This is a genomic window from Candidatus Saccharibacteria bacterium (assembly GCA_016700015.1).
In the GTDB taxonomy this organism is placed as follows: Bacteria; Patescibacteriota; Saccharimonadia; order Saccharimonadales; family Saccharimonadaceae; genus Saccharimonas.
In genome coordinates this window covers 841,240-857,803 of the sequence record CP064995.1, presented here as the reverse complement: position 1 = coordinate 857,803, position 16,564 = coordinate 841,240, and the positions used below count along the sequence as shown (strand labels likewise).

18 protein-coding genes and 4 tRNA genes are annotated in these 16,564 nt (G+C 49.7%); 15 read left to right on the top strand and 7 right to left on the bottom strand.

Annotated features, from left to right (window positions below):
• Nucleotides 1–83: 83 nt before the first annotated feature.
• Nucleotides 84–3,134, bottom strand: coding sequence for an oligosaccharide repeat unit polymerase (locus tag IPM09_04760; protein QQS21794.1), 3,051 nt, complete (start codon nt 3,132–3,134; stop codon nt 84–86).
• Nucleotides 3,135–3,263: 129 nt separating this feature from the next.
• Between IPM09_04760 and IPM09_04755 the strand changes: the two genes are divergently transcribed.
• The 6 genes from IPM09_04755 to IPM09_04730 all read left to right on the top strand — a co-directional run bounded on the left by IPM09_04755 (nt 3,264) and on the right by IPM09_04730 (nt 5,700).
• Complete coding sequence (locus IPM09_04755; protein QQS21793.1) at nt 3,264–3,725, top strand: hypothetical protein; 462 nt, start codon at nt 3,264–3,266, stop codon at nt 3,723–3,725.
• Nucleotides 3,722–4,150, top strand: a complete 429-nt coding sequence (locus IPM09_04750; protein ID QQS21792.1) for a hypothetical protein — start codon at nt 3,722–3,724, stop codon at nt 4,148–4,150. Before IPM09_04755 ends, IPM09_04750 begins: the two co-directional genes overlap by 4 nt.
• A gap of 1 nt (nt 4,151) precedes the next feature.
• Nucleotides 4,152–4,442: a hypothetical protein gene (locus IPM09_04745; GenBank protein QQS21791.1), complete on the top strand. Its 291-nt coding sequence runs from the start codon at nt 4,152–4,154 to the stop codon at nt 4,440–4,442.
• Between the two features lies 1 nt (nt 4,443).
• On the top strand, nt 4,444–4,815 hold the full coding sequence (locus IPM09_04740) for a hypothetical protein (GenBank protein QQS21790.1): 372 nt from the start codon (nt 4,444–4,446) through the stop codon (nt 4,813–4,815).
• 9 nt (nt 4,816–4,824) lie between these two features.
• Nucleotides 4,825–5,199, top strand: a complete 375-nt coding sequence (locus IPM09_04735) for a hypothetical protein (GenBank protein ID QQS21789.1) — start codon at nt 4,825–4,827, stop codon at nt 5,197–5,199.
• Nucleotides 5,200–5,328: 129 nt separating this feature from the next.
• Nucleotides 5,329–5,700, top strand: coding sequence for a hypothetical protein (locus IPM09_04730; GenBank protein ID QQS22474.1), 372 nt, complete (start codon nt 5,329–5,331; stop codon nt 5,698–5,700).
• Between the two features lie 129 nt (nt 5,701–5,829).
• Here the strand turns inward: IPM09_04730 and IPM09_04725 are convergent, their stop codons facing one another.
• Nucleotides 5,830–6,303, bottom strand: a complete 474-nt coding sequence (locus IPM09_04725; GenBank protein QQS21788.1) for an Hsp20/alpha crystallin family protein — start codon at nt 6,301–6,303, stop codon at nt 5,830–5,832.
• An 83-nt stretch (nt 6,304–6,386) separates the two neighbouring features.
• Here IPM09_04725 and IPM09_04720 point away from each other — a divergent pair, with 83 nt between their 5' ends.
• The 3 genes from IPM09_04720 to IPM09_04710 all read left to right on the top strand — a co-directional run bounded on the left by IPM09_04720 (nt 6,387) and on the right by IPM09_04710 (nt 8,798).
• Nucleotides 6,387–7,076 (top strand): ComF family protein, encoded by a 690-nt coding sequence (locus IPM09_04720; GenBank protein QQS21787.1) that lies wholly within the window; start codon nt 6,387–6,389, stop codon nt 7,074–7,076.
• A 32-nt stretch (nt 7,077–7,108) separates the two neighbouring features.
• Nucleotides 7,109–7,196, top strand: a tRNA-Ser gene (locus tag IPM09_04715).
• A gap of 231 nt (nt 7,197–7,427) precedes the next feature.
• A complete protein-coding gene (locus IPM09_04710; GenBank protein QQS21786.1) occupies nt 7,428–8,798 on the top strand; it encodes a hypothetical protein in 1,371 nt (456 codons plus the stop codon).
• Here the strand turns inward: IPM09_04710 and IPM09_04705 are convergent.
• Together IPM09_04705 and IPM09_04700 are read right to left on the bottom strand one after the other, a co-directional pair.
• Entirely contained in the window at nt 8,787–9,203 is a 417-nt protein-coding gene (locus tag IPM09_04705; protein ID QQS21785.1) for a hypothetical protein, read from the bottom strand. The genes IPM09_04710 and IPM09_04705 overlap by 12 nt on opposite strands.
• A 174-nt stretch (nt 9,204–9,377) precedes the next feature.
• Nucleotides 9,378–9,470: transfer RNA gene (locus tag IPM09_04700), tRNA-Ser, on the bottom strand.
• A gap of 114 nt (nt 9,471–9,584) precedes the next feature.
• On the opposite strand from IPM09_04700, the gene IPM09_04695 reads away from it, so the two are divergent.
• The 3 genes from IPM09_04695 (at nt 9,585) to IPM09_04685 (ending at nt 11,472) form a co-directional block, all read left to right on the top strand.
• Nucleotides 9,585–10,283: a hypothetical protein gene (locus tag IPM09_04695; protein QQS21784.1), complete on the top strand. Its 699-nt coding sequence runs from the start codon at nt 9,585–9,587 to the stop codon at nt 10,281–10,283.
• Between the two features lie 167 nt (nt 10,284–10,450).
• Nucleotides 10,451–10,527, top strand: a tRNA-Arg gene (locus IPM09_04690).
• A 219-nt stretch (nt 10,528–10,746) separates the two neighbouring features.
• Nucleotides 10,747–11,472, top strand: coding sequence for a hypothetical protein (locus tag IPM09_04685; protein ID QQS21783.1), 726 nt, complete (start codon nt 10,747–10,749; stop codon nt 11,470–11,472).
• An 81-nt stretch (nt 11,473–11,553) separates the two neighbouring features.
• Here IPM09_04685 and IPM09_04680 read toward each other — a convergent pair.
• Both IPM09_04680 and IPM09_04675 read right to left on the bottom strand, forming a co-directional pair.
• Nucleotides 11,554–11,644, bottom strand: a tRNA-Ser gene (locus IPM09_04680).
• 79 nt (nt 11,645–11,723) lie between these two features.
• Nucleotides 11,724–12,071 (bottom strand): hypothetical protein, encoded by a 348-nt coding sequence (locus IPM09_04675; protein QQS21782.1) that lies wholly within the window; start codon nt 12,069–12,071, stop codon nt 11,724–11,726.
• A 626-nt stretch (nt 12,072–12,697) separates the two neighbouring features.
• Between IPM09_04675 and IPM09_04670 the strand changes: the two genes are divergently transcribed.
• From IPM09_04670 to IPM09_04660, 3 genes are all read left to right on the top strand, one after another.
• On the top strand, nt 12,698–13,093 hold the full coding sequence (locus tag IPM09_04670) for an HIT domain-containing protein (GenBank protein ID QQS21781.1): 396 nt from the start codon (nt 12,698–12,700) through the stop codon (nt 13,091–13,093).
• Complete coding sequence (locus tag IPM09_04665) at nt 13,086–13,541, top strand: 23S rRNA (pseudouridine(1915)-N(3))-methyltransferase RlmH (protein ID QQS21780.1); 456 nt, start codon at nt 13,086–13,088, stop codon at nt 13,539–13,541. The genes IPM09_04670 and IPM09_04665 overlap by 8 nt, the downstream gene beginning before the upstream one ends.
• Before the next feature lie 69 nt (nt 13,542–13,610).
• Nucleotides 13,611–13,970, top strand: coding sequence for a hypothetical protein (locus IPM09_04660; protein QQS21779.1), 360 nt, complete (start codon nt 13,611–13,613; stop codon nt 13,968–13,970).
• Here the strand turns inward: IPM09_04660 and IPM09_04655 are convergent.
• The gene (locus IPM09_04655) at nt 13,967–16,525 is read right to left on the bottom strand and encodes a valine--tRNA ligase (protein ID QQS21778.1); all 2,559 of its coding nucleotides are present in this window, start codon (nt 16,523–16,525) and stop codon (nt 13,967–13,969) included. The two genes, IPM09_04660 and IPM09_04655, sit on opposite strands and share 4 nt — an antisense overlap.
• Nucleotides 16,526–16,564: the final 39 nt, after the last annotated feature.

Sequence of the window (16,564 nt, the reverse complement as noted above, 5' to 3'; positions counted from 1 at the left end):
TTATGCATTCTCCTTTGTAATTTACTACACGAGTATGGTTATAATTTCATTATACACCATATGGTTATATTTGTCAATAGCGCCTATGGCAACAGGCTCTGGATTTGGTGGAGGCTGAGACCACTTAGATCAATATCGCCCAGAGTGTTCTTTGGTAGCGTACGGTAGGCGTGCTCAAGTTTGTAGAGCTGTATCTTGGCGTTGCCCTTTACCGTACCCTTTAGACGATCATCGGTCAGGGCATCGTGGGCGCTCTCGACTAACTTCGCCACCTCTTCGAGATAGGTGGGACCAAGGTCGTTTACGGCTATACCGGCGTCATTGGTGCTGCCGGCTCGACGGTTGTGCTTGATAGAGCTGATAAAGCGTCCAATTGCGACGGCGTCCATCGTAGCGAGGTCGGCAGGCGAAACCTTACCCTTTGCGGTCTGTTCTTGAATATGCTCAAGCAGGTCGGTTTCTGATGATATTTCGCCCTGTCGAACTCGCTCAATAACCTGCCCACCTTCGTAGATACTGCGGCCGCCATAGCCCTTCTGGGCCAGTACATCGGCGATTGTTTCGCGGTAGTCATGAAGGGGCTGACCCTTACCGGATAGTTTAATCATCTCATCAACTTCGTCGACAATACCAACACTAGTAATATGCTTGACCATGGCATTGACCGCATACATGTTGCTGCCGTCAACTTCGAGCACCACGTTGCCGCTCTCGTCTTTGAATTGGAGATTCTGGTTGCCGCGCAAAAATTCTTTAACATCACCGATTGGTGGCATGTACTGATTGCGCAGCTCTTCGTACTCGGCGCTGAATTTACCAAATTGCTCACGGGCAGTCGACCTGGCGCTTGCAAGTGCTGAGGCTTCGCCCTGTGTGCCGGCGACGCCCGATGCGTATGCCCGAGCAGTCATGCCGCCGAGATTGAGGTGCGTCGCACTACTCTCGATTGTTTTTGCGATGTCGCTTTGCAGCGCAAACTCGGCGTTGCGTTTGGCCATATTGTCGAGAGACACTTGTACGCTTACCTCTTTAAGATTAGCGGAAAGCGCTTGCCCCTGGACCTGTAGGTGGCCATTCGTAGCAAAATCACCATAGTAGCCATCGGTTGAATTACCAGAAGTCAGTTCAGAAAAGTGCCTGTCTGCACGGGCTTTGCGCCCAGATTCACGATTTTCCTGACCCCTTATATGAAGTTCATTGTCTCGACCACGCTGACTGATTGCATAGTCATAACCCTGATCGGAGTCGATAATCTTTTTACGATCTTGAAGGTGACGAATTTCGAGCTGATTTGTGCGGCCGTTGGCGCTAACAAGGTAATCGTTCTCGTGCTCAGCCTCGATAACTTTCTTTTGGTCGTGTACGTGGCGTGTGCGCATCTCGGCGCTATGGCCTAGGTGGGTTCGGCTAAATGTATTTTCGACATCTACCTTGTCGGCTTCTGTCATGCGTTTATCAAACTCAAGCCGCTGAGCCACGGCAGTGCGGCCAAAGTTGTTTTCGATCTGCTGTTTACGTACAGCGGTGCGGCGAGTCATGGCTTCGATACTTTGCTCGCTGTTGCGGTAGCGACGATTATCGCGCTCGGTAAAGTCATTGGCCGCTTGGGCTTCATAAGCACTCTTTAATCCTTCGCGGCGACGGCGAGCCATATCACGGCTACGGACGGCGCGGTTGACGGGGTTACGGTTGAATACCCTAGTACGCTCTTGCCCTGCGCGTACGCGAGCAGCGTGCAGTGCAGCACGGTCTTTTGACCAGTTGCGCGTGCGATCAATCAGTCCGCGATTGGGGTTGTTGATAATACCAGCAATTTTGCCAAGTAGTGAGCCACTAAGCTTGATAAGCATCGGTGTCACCACGACAGGGGCGACCTGTACCGCCATGCCGATAATTACTTGCACGATTGAGGTGGCGTTTTGAATAATGGCAAGGCCGGCTAGCTGAGCACCGGCAAATATAAGTGAAAACATAGGGAACATGACTAGCATGGTGGTCAGAAGATCTTTCCATTTCCCGAACCACTTTTCGGTGCTTGGGAGTACATAGGCCACAAATGCTAGCGGGGCGATGATGATACAGACGGTAATGAGTGCCTGTCGTGCCGCCAATATAGCTACGGCCGCGAGCGCACCGAGGAATACCATCAAAATGGTGGGAATGAGTAGTGTTAGCGCGGCACCAAAACCGCCAGCACCAATCACCGCAGCAGTAAGGCCGACAGCCGCCCCGCCACCCGAGAGAACATACGCAGTAATAACCTGCCAGGTTGGTACTGTGGTATTGTATTGCCCTGCACCCGCCAGACTACGCTGGACCCCCATCATGAGATCGTAAACAGAGTAGCCAAGAATGTTTGAGAGATCAACGCCTAGTGCAACAATCCAAAATGAGGTATTCACAAGAATTGCACCAATAATAAGTCGCGGCAGCATACGCTTGAGATTGTAGTTGCTAATTCCCATGCTGGTGACTTGCGAGTAGACGATGACGAGGAACACAATCACAAAGCAGATATTGGCAATATCACGAACGATTGCCCACATGCGGTAAAGTGAGCTGTTCGGGTTGGACTGGACGGGGCGAACCTCAAGGAAGCTAGTCAGGATCTTATAGAGGTCATCCATACGATTCGCCAAGAAGTTAGTGACTGGACAAATAATCCAACCAGCTCCGCCAGTAAGAGAGCCGTCACAGCTCGATGCCCCTTTGGTGGTGCTTGCGAGCGAATTTGGTGCAGTATCGGCAATTGAAACACTTACAGGAGGTGCCCTTGGTGCGCCGGCCAATGAGCCATCGGGATTGAGCGGATAAACGACATATTGACCAGTGGTCGCTTTTGCAGCATCACCACTAGTCAAGATAAACGAGGCAGTTCCAGTCCCGCTGTCACGGTAAACGTACCCAGAAGTGCCAGCGGGTAGTCCGGCAGGAATGTCGGCATTTATTGCGAGCCCATAAGTGTTACCACCATACGCAACTGAGTCACCAGTCCGTGTGACATCAGCCGCTAGCGCCGTGTTTGAAAATAGCGTGAGTTGCGTGAAAAATGCCAGCACCAATAGGCTGGCGAACAGAGAAACACGCCGCACGGATATTCTACCGTGCGGAAGCTGTTTGCGCAGTTCCCACATATCGTTTCAATACTACCATTTTTGGCTAAAAAAGTCAATGGACATAAGGTATTTTTTACATCTGTTGGTACAATAGCTTTGCATATACTAGCCATTACCGCTACACTATGTACTAGAAGAAGAAGTATGATGATAAAAAAAATAATTATTACCACTGTCTCTATTGCAGCATTTGCCATCGTCTCAACGACCACGATTCCCGTGTCGGTAGCTGCCGAAACAACTCCCACAACAACTCCGGCAACAACCACGACAGCAAACGGCTCGGTCCCCGACGACAAAGCAAAGGGCAAATGTGCTATTTTACCTGATTGGATATGTTCGACATCATCAAGCACATCTACTGACGCCAAATCAACGGGGATTTTCATGATTCTCAAGTGGGTATTGCAACTTCTGAGTGTGGGTATAGGGATCGCCGCAGTTGGCACACTGGTGTACGCAGGAATATTGTATTCAAGTGCTGGTGGCGGCCAAGAACAGGTTACCAAGTCGAAAAAGCTTATTACCGACACTGTTATCGGAATTATCGCCTATTCCCTCATGGTACTTGCACTTAACTGGTTGGTGCCGGGGGGAGTAATAGGATGATTCGGAATGTATTCGCGAGTGTCATCATTATACTTGGGATGGCCTTTACCTCAGTTGGTACTGCCACTGTGTTATCGACTCCCGCTCGAGCGGCATGTACTGATACGGTGTTTATGATTCCAGCGTGGTATAAAGGCATGCAGGACGGATCGTGCAATTTCAAAGCACCTGAGAGCAATGGCAAGCCTGACATTGGTCAGCTAATTCTAAAAATTGCACTCAATGTTATTCAGGCACTACTGGTCGTCGTGGCATACGTCACAATATTTTTCATTATAAAGGGTGGATTCGGATACATTACGGCTGCTGGCTCACCAGAAGGAATGTCGAGTGCCAAGAAAACAATTACAAACGCGCTCATCGGCATGGTAATCTCTCTGCTTGCCGCTTCTATCGTTAACGCTGTCGCAGGAGTAATTAAATAGCATGAAACCTTATCTTTATCAATTTGCAGCACTTTTAAATACAAATGACGTCTCTTTTACGGGGCCGAAGTCTGACACTGGCATTATAAAAAATATTTTGATGCCAGTTTACTTCTGGGGCGGGGTTATTGCCATCATCGTTATTTTAGTGGCGGGTTATTTGTTTGTTACTTCGAACGGCAATCCTCAGCAAGTAACTCGTGCCCGTAATGCAGTGATTGGCGCCGCAGTAGGACTGATTGTTATTCTTAGTGCATTCACCATTACAAATATAGTTCTAGGGGGGTTTTAATATGAAGCGACTGTGCACTGCCCTGGTTCTTGCCACAATGAGTGTGACCGGTCTTGTTATTGCCCCTCCCGTTGCGGCCATTGATTTGTTTAAGAACTGTACTGACTCAAGCTGTAATGTGGTCAAAGACAATAAGCTCGATTATGCCAATGGGGCAAGCGGTGTTTGGCAAGCCATACGTGTAGCAACTGGTATACTGGGTCTTGTATCGGTATTAATGATTGTTATCGGCGGCATCAAGTATGCGGTATCGGGCGGCGATTCAAGTGGGACAAAATCAGCAAAGGACACGATACTCTATGCGGTTATTGGTCTCGTTGTTGCGCTTATCGGCCAAGCGGTCGTGCTATTAGTAACCAAATTTTTTGGATAAGGAGAAACTATGCGAAACATCAAACCTATCTTTACTGCCCTACTGATGGCGCTAGGAATTAGTCTTGTGGCAGTGCCTGCCTATGCGGCCTGCGACACTCCGGCAAATTGTCTCAAAGAATCGGTCAATGCGACAAATCCAGGAGGCAATACAAAATCCGTTAGTTCATTTGTGAAAACAATAGTTAATGTACTTCTCACTATTCTTGGCGCCATTGCTGTCGTTATGATTGTTATCGGCGGCATTCGCTATACTGTATCAAACGGCGACACGAGCGCGGTTACAGGGGCGAAAAATACCATACTCTATGCTGTCATTGGACTGGTCGTCGCTATTATGGCCTACGCCATTGTTAACTTTGTGGTAGACAATTTTACTAAATAACAGTTAACAACCGGCGTGTTATCTGGTATATATAGAGTCAAGAGTAATTCCAGTAATTAGGAAAGGAACCAAAAAATGAATAGTACTCTCAAGATGCGGATTCGGTCAGCTGTGACTGCACCGCTCGTGATGCTTGGCCTTTGTGTGACGGTTTCGTCTGCAGTTGCGGTCGCTGCTGTCGACTGTAATGCCGCCAACCTCAGCCTTAGCCAATCGGCATCATGCGCAAAAAGTGAGGACCAGCCAGATAGCCTCTTTGGCACTGGTGGTATCTTCCAAACTGTCACCAATGTCTTATTGTTCATTATCGGCGCGGTCTCGGTTGTTATGCTGATCATCGGTGGTATTCGCTACACCGTATCGCAAGGCGATAGCTCAGCAGTCACCTCTGCGAAGAACACAATTCTTTACGCAATCATTGGGCTTGTTGTTGCGATCCTTGCTTACGCAGCCGTCAACTTTGTCATAAGTAGCTTTGCAAACAAAGACAACGCGGTATAGTGTCGACTGACTCAAACCATATACCGGCGCTTTAAGCGCCGGTATATTTTTATGCGTCTTGGATCTTCCATACTTCTTACGAAAATACCGCCCCTAAAGACGGTATTGACTGTTTAGTACAGATAATCCCTACTGAATAGGGATCTTCTTGGCTTGTTCTTGCCTAATTTTGCTAAAGTTGATGGTGAGTACGCCGTCCTTTAGGACAGCCGCTACTTCGTCTTCCTTTACTGGTACGGGTAGCGCAAGTGTGCGGCTAAATTCGCCCCAGTAGCATTCCTGGATGTGCCAGTTGGTAGCGACCGAGTCGTCACCGCTGCTGAGCGTGCCGCTGATGGTTAGAATACCGTCGCTGATGCTGACATCGAGGTCTTCTTTGTTCACGCCGGCAGTACGAGCCTTGACAACCAATTGGTCATCGGTTTCGTATACGTCTACCGCTAACTGACCTGGGAAGTCGTCTTCAGCTTCGCCCCAGTTCGCATCGTCAGCTACTTGTGGTTGTGGTGCAGATGTTTGATCGTCTGCCATACTGTCATCGTTTAGAAACGCAGCAGCGAGTTCGTCTTCGATCAACAGATCGTCATTCTGTTTACGGGCCATGATATCCTCCACTTTCTCATTGGCATGTTGACAATTAGTCTGGATACATTATAGCTAACGGTTGCGGTATAATCAATAAAACAATGCTTGCGAACGTAAAAAATACAATGCTTCGACGGCTTTCGGACATGCTTGCTCCCCACTACTGTCGCTCTTGCGGCAGCATTGGAGCTATTTTGTGTGAATATTGTAAATATGACATCGAAAGTGATGGATTTAGTGCCTGCGTACTGTGTGGGGGTGTGGAAGGGTGGAGATATGGTGTCTGTTCGTCCCATCGTGTCGCCTATTCAAGGGCATGGTGCCTCGGCGAAAAGCGGGCGGCGCTGGAAGCAGTTATCCATGCCTACAAGTTCAACAGGAGTAAGGAAGCATATCGAGTTATGGCCGAGTTACTCGACCAGACCCTGCCAGTTCTGCCTGCCGATTGTATTGTGACACCGGTTGCGACGGTGAGCGCTCATATCCGTCAACGTGGCTATGACCATACAGCGCTGCTTGCACAGGAGTTCGCAAAGCGTCGTGGATTAACCTACCGAGCCGTATTATCTCGCCGAACATCAGCGCGGCAGCAAGGCGCTTCACGTAAACTGCGCATTGAACAGGCAAAACAAGCATTTAATTCCCAGGCGTGTGTACCAAAGACATATCTACTAGTGGACGACGTGCTTACAACTGGCGCAACGGCACAGTACGCGGCACGGAAACTGCGCGAAGCGGGCGCGACAGACGTTTGGCTAGTTGTTCTCGCCCGCCAACCTCTGGAAAAATGACCCCACTACTGGTATAATTTCGGAGTTACCATGGAGAGGTGACCGAGTGGTTGATGGTAACGGTCTTGAAAACCGTCGTGGGGCAACTCACCGCGAGTTCGAATCTCGCCCTCTCCGCCAGACAAAGCGACCCCGAAAGGGGTCGCTTTGTCTGGCGGAATAGGCGCAGATACGTGCTCGCGGGTCCGCCACTTGGCGGACAACCGCGAGTTCGGCGGAGCGCAGTGCCGAAAAAGGAGCTTGCTCATTTTTCAAACAAGCGGAGGAGTGATAGCGACATCTCGCCCACACACAGGCGACCCCACCCTCTTCAAGCTGGGTCGTTTTGCTTGGCCGTGTATAGTAAATAAAATGAGGCGCTCACCAAAGCAATTTTTCTATTGGCTTGCCCGGCTCGACGGTCGAGTCGTCTTTCTCCTTCTCTTTTTGTTATTTTTCCTCAAATCTCGATTTACCATCGACCCGGACTTCGGCTGGCACATTACCTCCGGTCGATATATCTTCGAACATGGCATACCAAAAACAGATATTTTCACCTACACCGCAGCGGGTTTCCCCTGGATCCACCACGAATGGCTAGCCGATGTTGCCAACTTCCTTATCTATAACTTTACTGGCTATACCGGGCTCTCTGTCGTGTATGCGGTCCTATGGGCGGCTGCATTTTGGTTAGTAGCTGCGCCTTATCGATACAAAACGCTATTGGTGTTGGCGGCCTTGGTAGCACTACCGTTCGCCGGTGTACGAGCAGCTGCCTGGACAGTATTTCTGCTTGCGCTGCTTATGGTTGTGATGCGACAATCAAAAAAAGTACGCTGGGTGTGGGCACTTCCGCTCATGCTGCTATGGGCAAACATGCACGGTTCATTTATTGTCGGACTCGTGTATCTTGGGTTTTGTTGGCTAAAACATCAAAGCTGGCATACATTTTTATTGCTGCTCGTTGCTTGCATGGTGACATTAATCAACCCTTATGGCACCGAACTCTATACCGAAGTATTTCGCACCGCAGGCGACACAGCGCTCCATAGCCGTATCGGGGAATGGGAGTCGTTCCAGCTCGAAATAGGGCTGGGAATACTGGTGGGGCTATGGGTAGTCGCTCGCGCTGTAGCAGGCAAGCAAAGTAGCTGGCGGGCATTTGTTCATTTCGACACAGTCACACTACTGCTTGTACTGAGCGCATCCCGGCATATTCCGCTGTTTGCCCTTGCAAGCCTACCGGTTATTTTGCAGTCTATGGGGAGGTCCAGCTCGTTCTGGAAGTTGCTCGATGACAAACGGATTGCTGGCCTCGGTATTACAGTGGTAGCCCTAGCTGTCACCACTCTTGCCTATGACGGGCTTCAACACATTCGGCTTGACCCCGAGTCAGCATATCCCCGGGTGGCTGCCCAGTCGCTTGTTACTCGCCCCTGTACTGGCAACTTGTTTAACGATTACAATGATGGCGGCTACCTCATATGGCGTGCCCCAAACCAAAAAGTATTTATTGATGGACGCATGCCCAGTTGGCGGCTAAATGGCAAAGACTATTTTGCGGAGTATGAGCGTATTATTAAAGATGAACAGTACCGAAAAGAACAGTTTAACGCCTTCCGTATCAGCTGCTTTCTTGGCGCCGAAAAGGGCAGCATAACCAAACACCTGATTGACGATGGCTGGCAGACACGGGTAAAGGATAACGGATATATGTTGTTAGAAAGACAACTACCGCGTTGATGCGCCGTAGGAGCTTGAGCCGGTGCTTGTAGTTGGTACAAAACTACCAATAACAAAATTGACGGCTGCGTAGGCCAAAATAGCCACAATTACACCGACAAGCGCATAGAGGATAGTGTTTTTTGCAGATTGGACCTGACTGGCATCGCCACCCGACACCACGTAGCGAAGGCCGCCGATCACAATCATAATTACCGCGATAGCGCCGACGATAAACAACAGAACACTACTGATTTTTGAAAACACGCCGACATCACCAAAGAGATCGATGGGCTGATCTTTACCGCGCGCCGAGCCGGCACCATCGGATATAGTGCCCACGGCGTGAGCCTGTGCAACATCAAGTGCGAGTACGCTAAAAGCGGCTACGACATAGCTTGTAAATAATTTTATGGATCGTTTCATTTGTAAATCTCTCCGCTTATTGTATCTGTACGGTTCTACGCTTCAGTATACACCGTTTTACCACGCTTCACACTGGTATTAGGGTGAAAATGTGAACATTGTTACGGGATCGGCGAGAGATAGTGCTGCGCCTTACATCAACTAAAATAGAGGTCGAAAGACCCCTATTTTAGTTGGCGGAGGAGGGGAGATTCGAACTCCCGCTACAGGTCTCCCCATACTAACGATTTAGCAAACCGTCCCCTTCAGCCACTTGGGTACTCCTCCGTAGAGTTAAGGCTATATGCTTAACAGATGTATGGGCTCGCAGTATTGTAGCACAAAACAACAGTGTGGTACAGTGGTTGAACATAGGCTTATTGCTCATGTTATACTAATCGTATGCAACCACAGTCCCAGGACGAACAGCAAACATGGCAGCAACCACCGCAGGCACCCGCGGCGGCTCCGTATCAGGCGTCCCCCATCGAAACCACCGTTCCACCGGCTCCAACTGAATTGGAGGCTCAGCCACCAGACGATACGGTAGTCGAACCAGTCGATATGTCTGTAGCGGATGAAGATGCCAGCAACCCCGAAGTTATGATAGTGGATGATACTGACGAGATAAATGAAGATGACGCATCAGTACTGCGCTGGCAGGCGGCTGAATACGTACAGCAAGAACAATCGCGACCATGGTTTATAGGACTAGGTGTAGTCGTAGTGGCGCTGATGGCTATCGCCTTTTTCCTGATGAAATCGATCACGTTTATGGTGCTTATTCCCATCATGGCAGTCGCTCTCGTGGTGTATGTCAAACGTCCAGCGGTAATTCATGACTATACGCTGAGCCGCAAGGGGTTACATGTCGACGATAAACTATTTCCCTACGATCAATTTAAATCATTTGGAGTACTGAGTAAGGACGATAAGCATGCGATTGTCTTTACGCCTCGCCGTCGTTTTCAGATTGGCCACACGATTTATTTTCCGGAAGAAGTTGGCGAATCGCTCGTAGATATGCTTGCAACTCGCCTTCCTATGAAAGAGGTTAAGCCAGATATGATTGACAACTTACTCGCCCGACTTAGGTTGTAGGGCTTGCCTTCACCTCTGATACGTGCTATGATTTGTCAGTTGCATGCACTACACCGCCACCAGCATATGCCCCGTGGCTCAGCCTGGAGAGCCTTCAGCGAACACGACACGCCAAACGCTCTATCCAGCTGTATCGACATGCAGTACAGTAACAATTACCAGCATATGCACCCGTAGCTCAGCTGGATAGAGCGTTGGCTTGCGGAGCCAAAGGTCGCACGTTCGAATCGTACCGGGTGTACCAGAGAAAATAGAGGTCATTGTTACCTCTATTTTCTTTGGTAACGCACTGATTAAGTATGCCGAATGTGTGACGCGTAACCGGTGGGATTAAAAGAAGAAATCAGGGGTTCACCCGTGATTATTCTCGTTTGAGAAATGCGTGGGTAGTATGTTGGTTATTATACCCGTGGTTACTATGTATTGATAGAACTCTTGTTTATCGGGTATAGTGTTAATTACTATGAAACAACTTTTGCTTACTAAGATTCGTCTTACCCATTATTTTTTAGGTTTTTTTCTCATTTTCTTCGCGGTGGTTTTTCTCGCGCCAAGGATGAAATTTGACAGTGCTGCACTAACACTTTTTTCAGTGAACTCCTTTCTCTATGGCTTTTATATTGCCCCGATCCTTTCTTCACAAAAACTGCGTATTGAAGAACTCCATAAAATTGTTCGCCAAGAGGCAAATGCGGTATTCGCAATGATGTTGACACTGAAGTCGTTCCCCGACCCTATTCGTGCTGACCTAAAAAGGTTGCTATATGAGTACGTCAATGCATCTGCGAAACAATGTAAAGCAGGTGAAGGCGAGGAAAGGTACGAAAAGCTCATTAGCTATTGTGTGGACTACCGAGGCGAGCATCAAGATTTGATAAGGCAATTTCTTGAAAAGCTTGTTGCAAATGAACTTAACCGCACAAACTTTGCGATGCAAATGACAAACCGAGTCTTTAGCAATGAATGGATGATTATGTTGGTACTCTTCACAGTCACACTGTCATTTGTCATGTTACTCGATGCGGGTGACGGAGCGGTTTACCGCGTGCTTGCCGCTCTTCTATGTACTGGTCTCACAATGCTGCTCGTGATTTTGGTCAAAATGTCGACGCTCACTCATAAAAAAGCCAAGCAAATATGGGATCCTTACAAAACATTAATCCGTACGCACTTCTACCGTATTGATTAGTCGCTTGTCGCTACGGTCTCAAGATACCTAGTTCGGTCGCCAAAGTAATAGGATCCAGCGCCGTGCTGGATCCTATTACTTTGGCGGAGAGGGGGAGATTCGAACTCCCGGTACGGGAAAACCGCACACCGCTTTTCGAGAGCGGCACCTTCAACCACTCAGACACCTCTCCTTACTCATCACTAATTGTAGCAGGCTGCGCATGAAAATGCCCTCCCCCATCCGCAAGCGGACAAGGGAGGGCGAGCGAGCTATGTGCTCGACTGCGTGGCATCAAGTGCCACAACAGCAGCGCGCAGAACTTCGCGTTGTTCTGCCGCCTCATCTGGCGTCAGCGCCGACAGCGCCTCGGCGATGATGCGCGAGCCAGCCACCTGGGGTGGTAGGCCCAACACGGCGACCGACACGTAGTACAGTATCGTGCCCATGTGGGCCGAGAACTCGTCGACACACGCCACAAGGATGCGCTCCACAAACGCCGCTTGTTGTGCCGGGCTCATAGCAGCGGCACCGGCGACTGCTTTGAGTTCCGCCTGGGCGACACTCATAACCAGTGCGTCCATGGTGGCTTCGAGGTTCTCGATGCCGTTCCAGGACAACCACTGCGCCCCTGGGTGATCTGGGGTGCGCGACCACTGGTAGGCCAGCTGAAGGTAGACCGGCAGGCCGGTTGCGTCAGAGGCGTTCTCCATGACGGGGGTCCTGATCTCACGCTTCAACGAGATGTGGGTCCAGTTGAACCACCCCGGCACCTTCCATACAATCCCAGGCTCACTATGTGCCCAGTTCTCGCCGCGAGGCCAGGAAGTGAGCGTCAGGACAAGCAGAGTGACCAGTGTGATCAGGCCAGCCAGGAACAACCAACCACTGAGGATTTCAGTGAACAACCCCAGGCCGAGTAAGGCAAGGAGCAGTAGTAGCGAAGCCCAGAGTGTAGACTTGCGTGCCCATCCCATAGGAAGGTGACGCATGTCGGGCTTGTTGTTCCGTGTGCGGATGCCCTGCTCCCAGGGCTGAATGAAGTCGATGAACAATTTGTACAGTGCTGCCGAGGCAACGAGGCCCACGAGGCCAGTGATGCCTTGTACCGCACCACTACTCGACAGTGATGAAAAGAACGTTGCGAGCACAGGGTCACCTCCTCAGTGGTGGATGTCATGCAATTACTATTACTGTACCACGAATATGCAAAAATGCAAAAAGAGCATGGAGTATACTAAGATTTATGAAAGACTCAATTTTCACGAAAATTATCAAGGGTGAGATCCCCTGCCATAAAGTGTACGAGAACGCCGATATTCTCGCGTTTCTGGACATCTCACCCAATGTCATTGGCCACACGCTAGTCGTACCAAAAGTCCAGGTTGATCAGTTTAATCACCTCGACGATAAAACCTATCAGGCGGTATGGGCTGCCGTAAAAAAAGTAGCAAATAACCATCAGGCGAAGCTAAAAACAGATCGAATTGGCATTTCAGTTAAGGGTGTTGACGTTCCGCATGCCCATGTGCATGTACTGCCATTTAACTATGGGGAATACATGGGGAAGCACGCCAACAGTCCCACGCCGACTCAAGATGAGTTAGCTGAATTAGCGACTATCCTACGGTTCGATGATTAAAATCATTACCATCGGTAAAAAGCATGAGTCGTGGGTTGCGGAGGGTATCGAACGCTACTCTAAGCGTCTCAGAGCGCCGTGGAATGTCGAGTGGGTACTTTTACCACACAGTGCTGAAGAAGGCACTAGAGCCCGCGACAACGAGTCTCACACCATACGTAAGCGCCTTGCGCCTACCGACACGGTTATTTTGCTTGACGAACGCGGCACTCAGCTCGACTCCTCTACCCTGTCCGATGTGGTCGTAGATTATTTTGTGCGCGGCAAACAGCTTGTTTTCGTTATCGGGGGTGCTTATGGAGTTGATAAAGAGCTGCGGGCTCGTGCTGACTTAGTCTTGTCACTTTCATCGCTGGTGCTGCCTCATCAACTAGTGAGGCTGGTAGTTGTTGAGCAGCTGTATAGGGCACAGTGTATAGCTACCGCTCACCCCTATCACCACCTATGAAATGACATCACATTGACAATTCAAAAAGTTTATGCTACATTTGGTAGTGTTACCCAACAAAACAAACATATGGAAACACTCACCACCATTGCACATAAAGTCATGACCTCTGTCAGCCTCCTGACGGCCTTTGGGGTGTTTATGCACGACGGGCGCGTCGACCGTGCTGCGACAACTGCTCTCCATCGTCCTTTTGATGCGGTTAGTACCACCGATGAACTGGTCCAGCGATTTCGTACTGTCATTGAATCAGATACACACACTCACCCCGATCACAATGCTGCGCGAAATTCCCTCATGAGCAGCTTTACATACCAGAGTCCTACAGTGCCTCCCCGTCGTGAGGCGCACCACAAATACGTGCTCAAACAGATTGAGTTTGGTGGTCGTCACGCTTTCGACAATGCAAATTTGCCGATTGTTGACTAGTCACTAGAACCGATAACTGTCAGCTCGGCTTCAAGGCGCTCTATAAGTGCTTTTTTGCTGGTAAGTTGCTGTTTGGTCTCTTCTACTAGGTTAGCAGGAGCCTTCGCAACGTAGTGTTCATTGGCCAGTCGAGTTGTTAGCATGTCAGCCTCGCGGTTAGCTTCTGCCAGCCGACGTTCGAGGTTTGTTTGGTGTTCATATAGTGTCTCGGCATCGATGTCGAGCCAGGCATCACGACCGCTGGCGGCAAGGCGCAGTCCACGCGGTGTATCGGTATAAACGACGGACTGCAATTTCGCTAAGCGGCGTATTAGCTCGGCATTATCAGCGACAAGTGCATCGTCACCATAGATTACTGAATATTTAATGTTGCCAGGTAGCTCGCTTGTGACATAGCGTATCTCTGTTACGAGGCGCTTTAGCCGGCCAAATTCAGCGGCGGCAAGCTCATTACAGTCGGTCACCGGTGGCCACGGCTGCGCGGCGAGTAGATCATCGTGCCAATCGAGGGATTGCCAGATTGTCTCGGTAACAAACGGCATGAATGGATGTGACAGTTTAAGAGCAGTATCGAGCACGTAGGCGCTCATGCTGACATTTGCTTCGACTTTGCTGACCTCAATATACCAGTCGGCGATATCATCCCAAATCAGGTGGTAGACTGTTTCGGCCGCTTCGGCAAATCGATAATCATCGAGCTGAGCCTGCAACTGCTCGGTGGCGAGGTTAAGGCGATGGATAATCCAGTGGTCGGCAAGGCTACGGGGTTCAGGGTGGGGTTTTACGACCACTTCACCGCTGCTAGCTTCGATGAACCGTGCAACATTCCACAACTTATTACAGAGGTTGCGCCCGGCAACCACCTTGCCAGCACTAAACGCTTGCGGTTGGGCTGCGCTACGGGCCGATACAATACCAAAGCGCAGTGCATCGCTGCCATATTCACTAACGATTTCCATGGGGTTGATAACATTACCCTTACTTTTGCTCATCTTCACGCCCCGCTCGTCAAGTACCAGACCATGTAAATAGACGTGACGGAACGGCACAGTATCAGTAACATAGAGGCCAAGCATAATCATACGTGCCACCCAGGCGAACAAAATGTCCCCCGCCGTTTCCATAACAGCGTTGGGGTAGAATTTTGCCAGGCGACCGCCAGTTAGGAAATCGGTGGTGATAAACGGCCACTGGCCACTACTAAACCAGGTGTCAAAGGTATCTTCTTCTCTGATATATGTTGTGCCATTGACAACAATTTGTTTTTCATCGACACGCCGATCAAATATCCAATCATCGGGGTTTGTAGTACTCTGAAACGCTGGAATCGGTATCCCCCACGGGATTTGTCGGCTTAGGTTCCAGTCGCGCAGCTGTTTGAGGTAGTTGATGACCACACTTCCTTTGTTGCTTGGCGTAAAGCTAACCTCACCGGCCTCGATCGCTGCAATTGCACGTGCGGCTAACGTTTCCATTTTAAGAAACCATTGTTCTTTGAGAAGTGGTTCGATAACCGTACCACACTTGTAGCAATGTGCCACAGCATGCACGATATCATCCTCGCCACGACGTAGTTCCTCGGCTTCTAATGCTGCGAGAATGCTCTTGCGAGCTTCTTCCGGTGTTTTGCCAAGATACTGCTGTGGGACGTTGGTCATTTTACCGTCAAAACCTATCACCTGCACCGCTGGTAAATTATGCCGCTGGGCCATTTCATAGTCATTGGGGTCATGGGCAGGGGTAATCTTCACGGCGCCAGTGCCATATGCGGGGTCGACGTAGCTATCCGCGATAACCGGAATTTCTTTATTAGTGATAGGTAGCTGTACTTTTGTGCTCACTAGGTGCTTGTAACGCTCGTCATCGGGGTGAACGGCGACAGCAACATCACCCAGCATGGTTTCGGGACGTGTGGTTGCAACCACAATCTCGCCGATTTTGTCGAGAGTTGGATAGGCAATTTTCCACAGCTTCGATTTCTCGTCTTTGTGCTGAACTTCAATATCCGCGAAGCTCGTATGGTGCTTGGTACAGTAACTGACAATTTTCTCACCCCTGTATACCAGTCCGTCATCCCACATGCGCTTGAACGTATTGTAAACGGTGTCTATTACTTTGGCGTCGAGAGTAAACACCAAATCGTTCCAGCTCACCCCTGCCCCAAGGGCCCGTAGCTGTAACTCCACATTGCCACGATGTTTGTCAACAAAATCCCATACTTGTGAGTAAAGTTGGTCGCGTGAGTATTCAAAACGCGACCTCCCTAGTGCCTCAAGTTCTTTTTCGTACACAACCCAGGTCTCAAATCCAGCATGATCGGCTCCTGGGACGAAAACGGCGTCGTAGCCCCTGGCCCGATGGTAGCGGACTAAAATATCCTGAACAGCTGTCCCTAAGGCGTGTCCGATGTGCAGATTGCCGTTGGCGTTGGGCGGTGGCATGACGACGGCATAGGGATCTCCCTTGCCGCTCGGCGCAAATACCGCAGCCTGCTCCCATAGAGCGTAAATTGTCGGCTCGTAGTCATTTGGGGTATAGGCTTTAGATAGCTTCATGCAACCTCGTAGTGTTCTATTTAGTTTCACGCGAAAAAA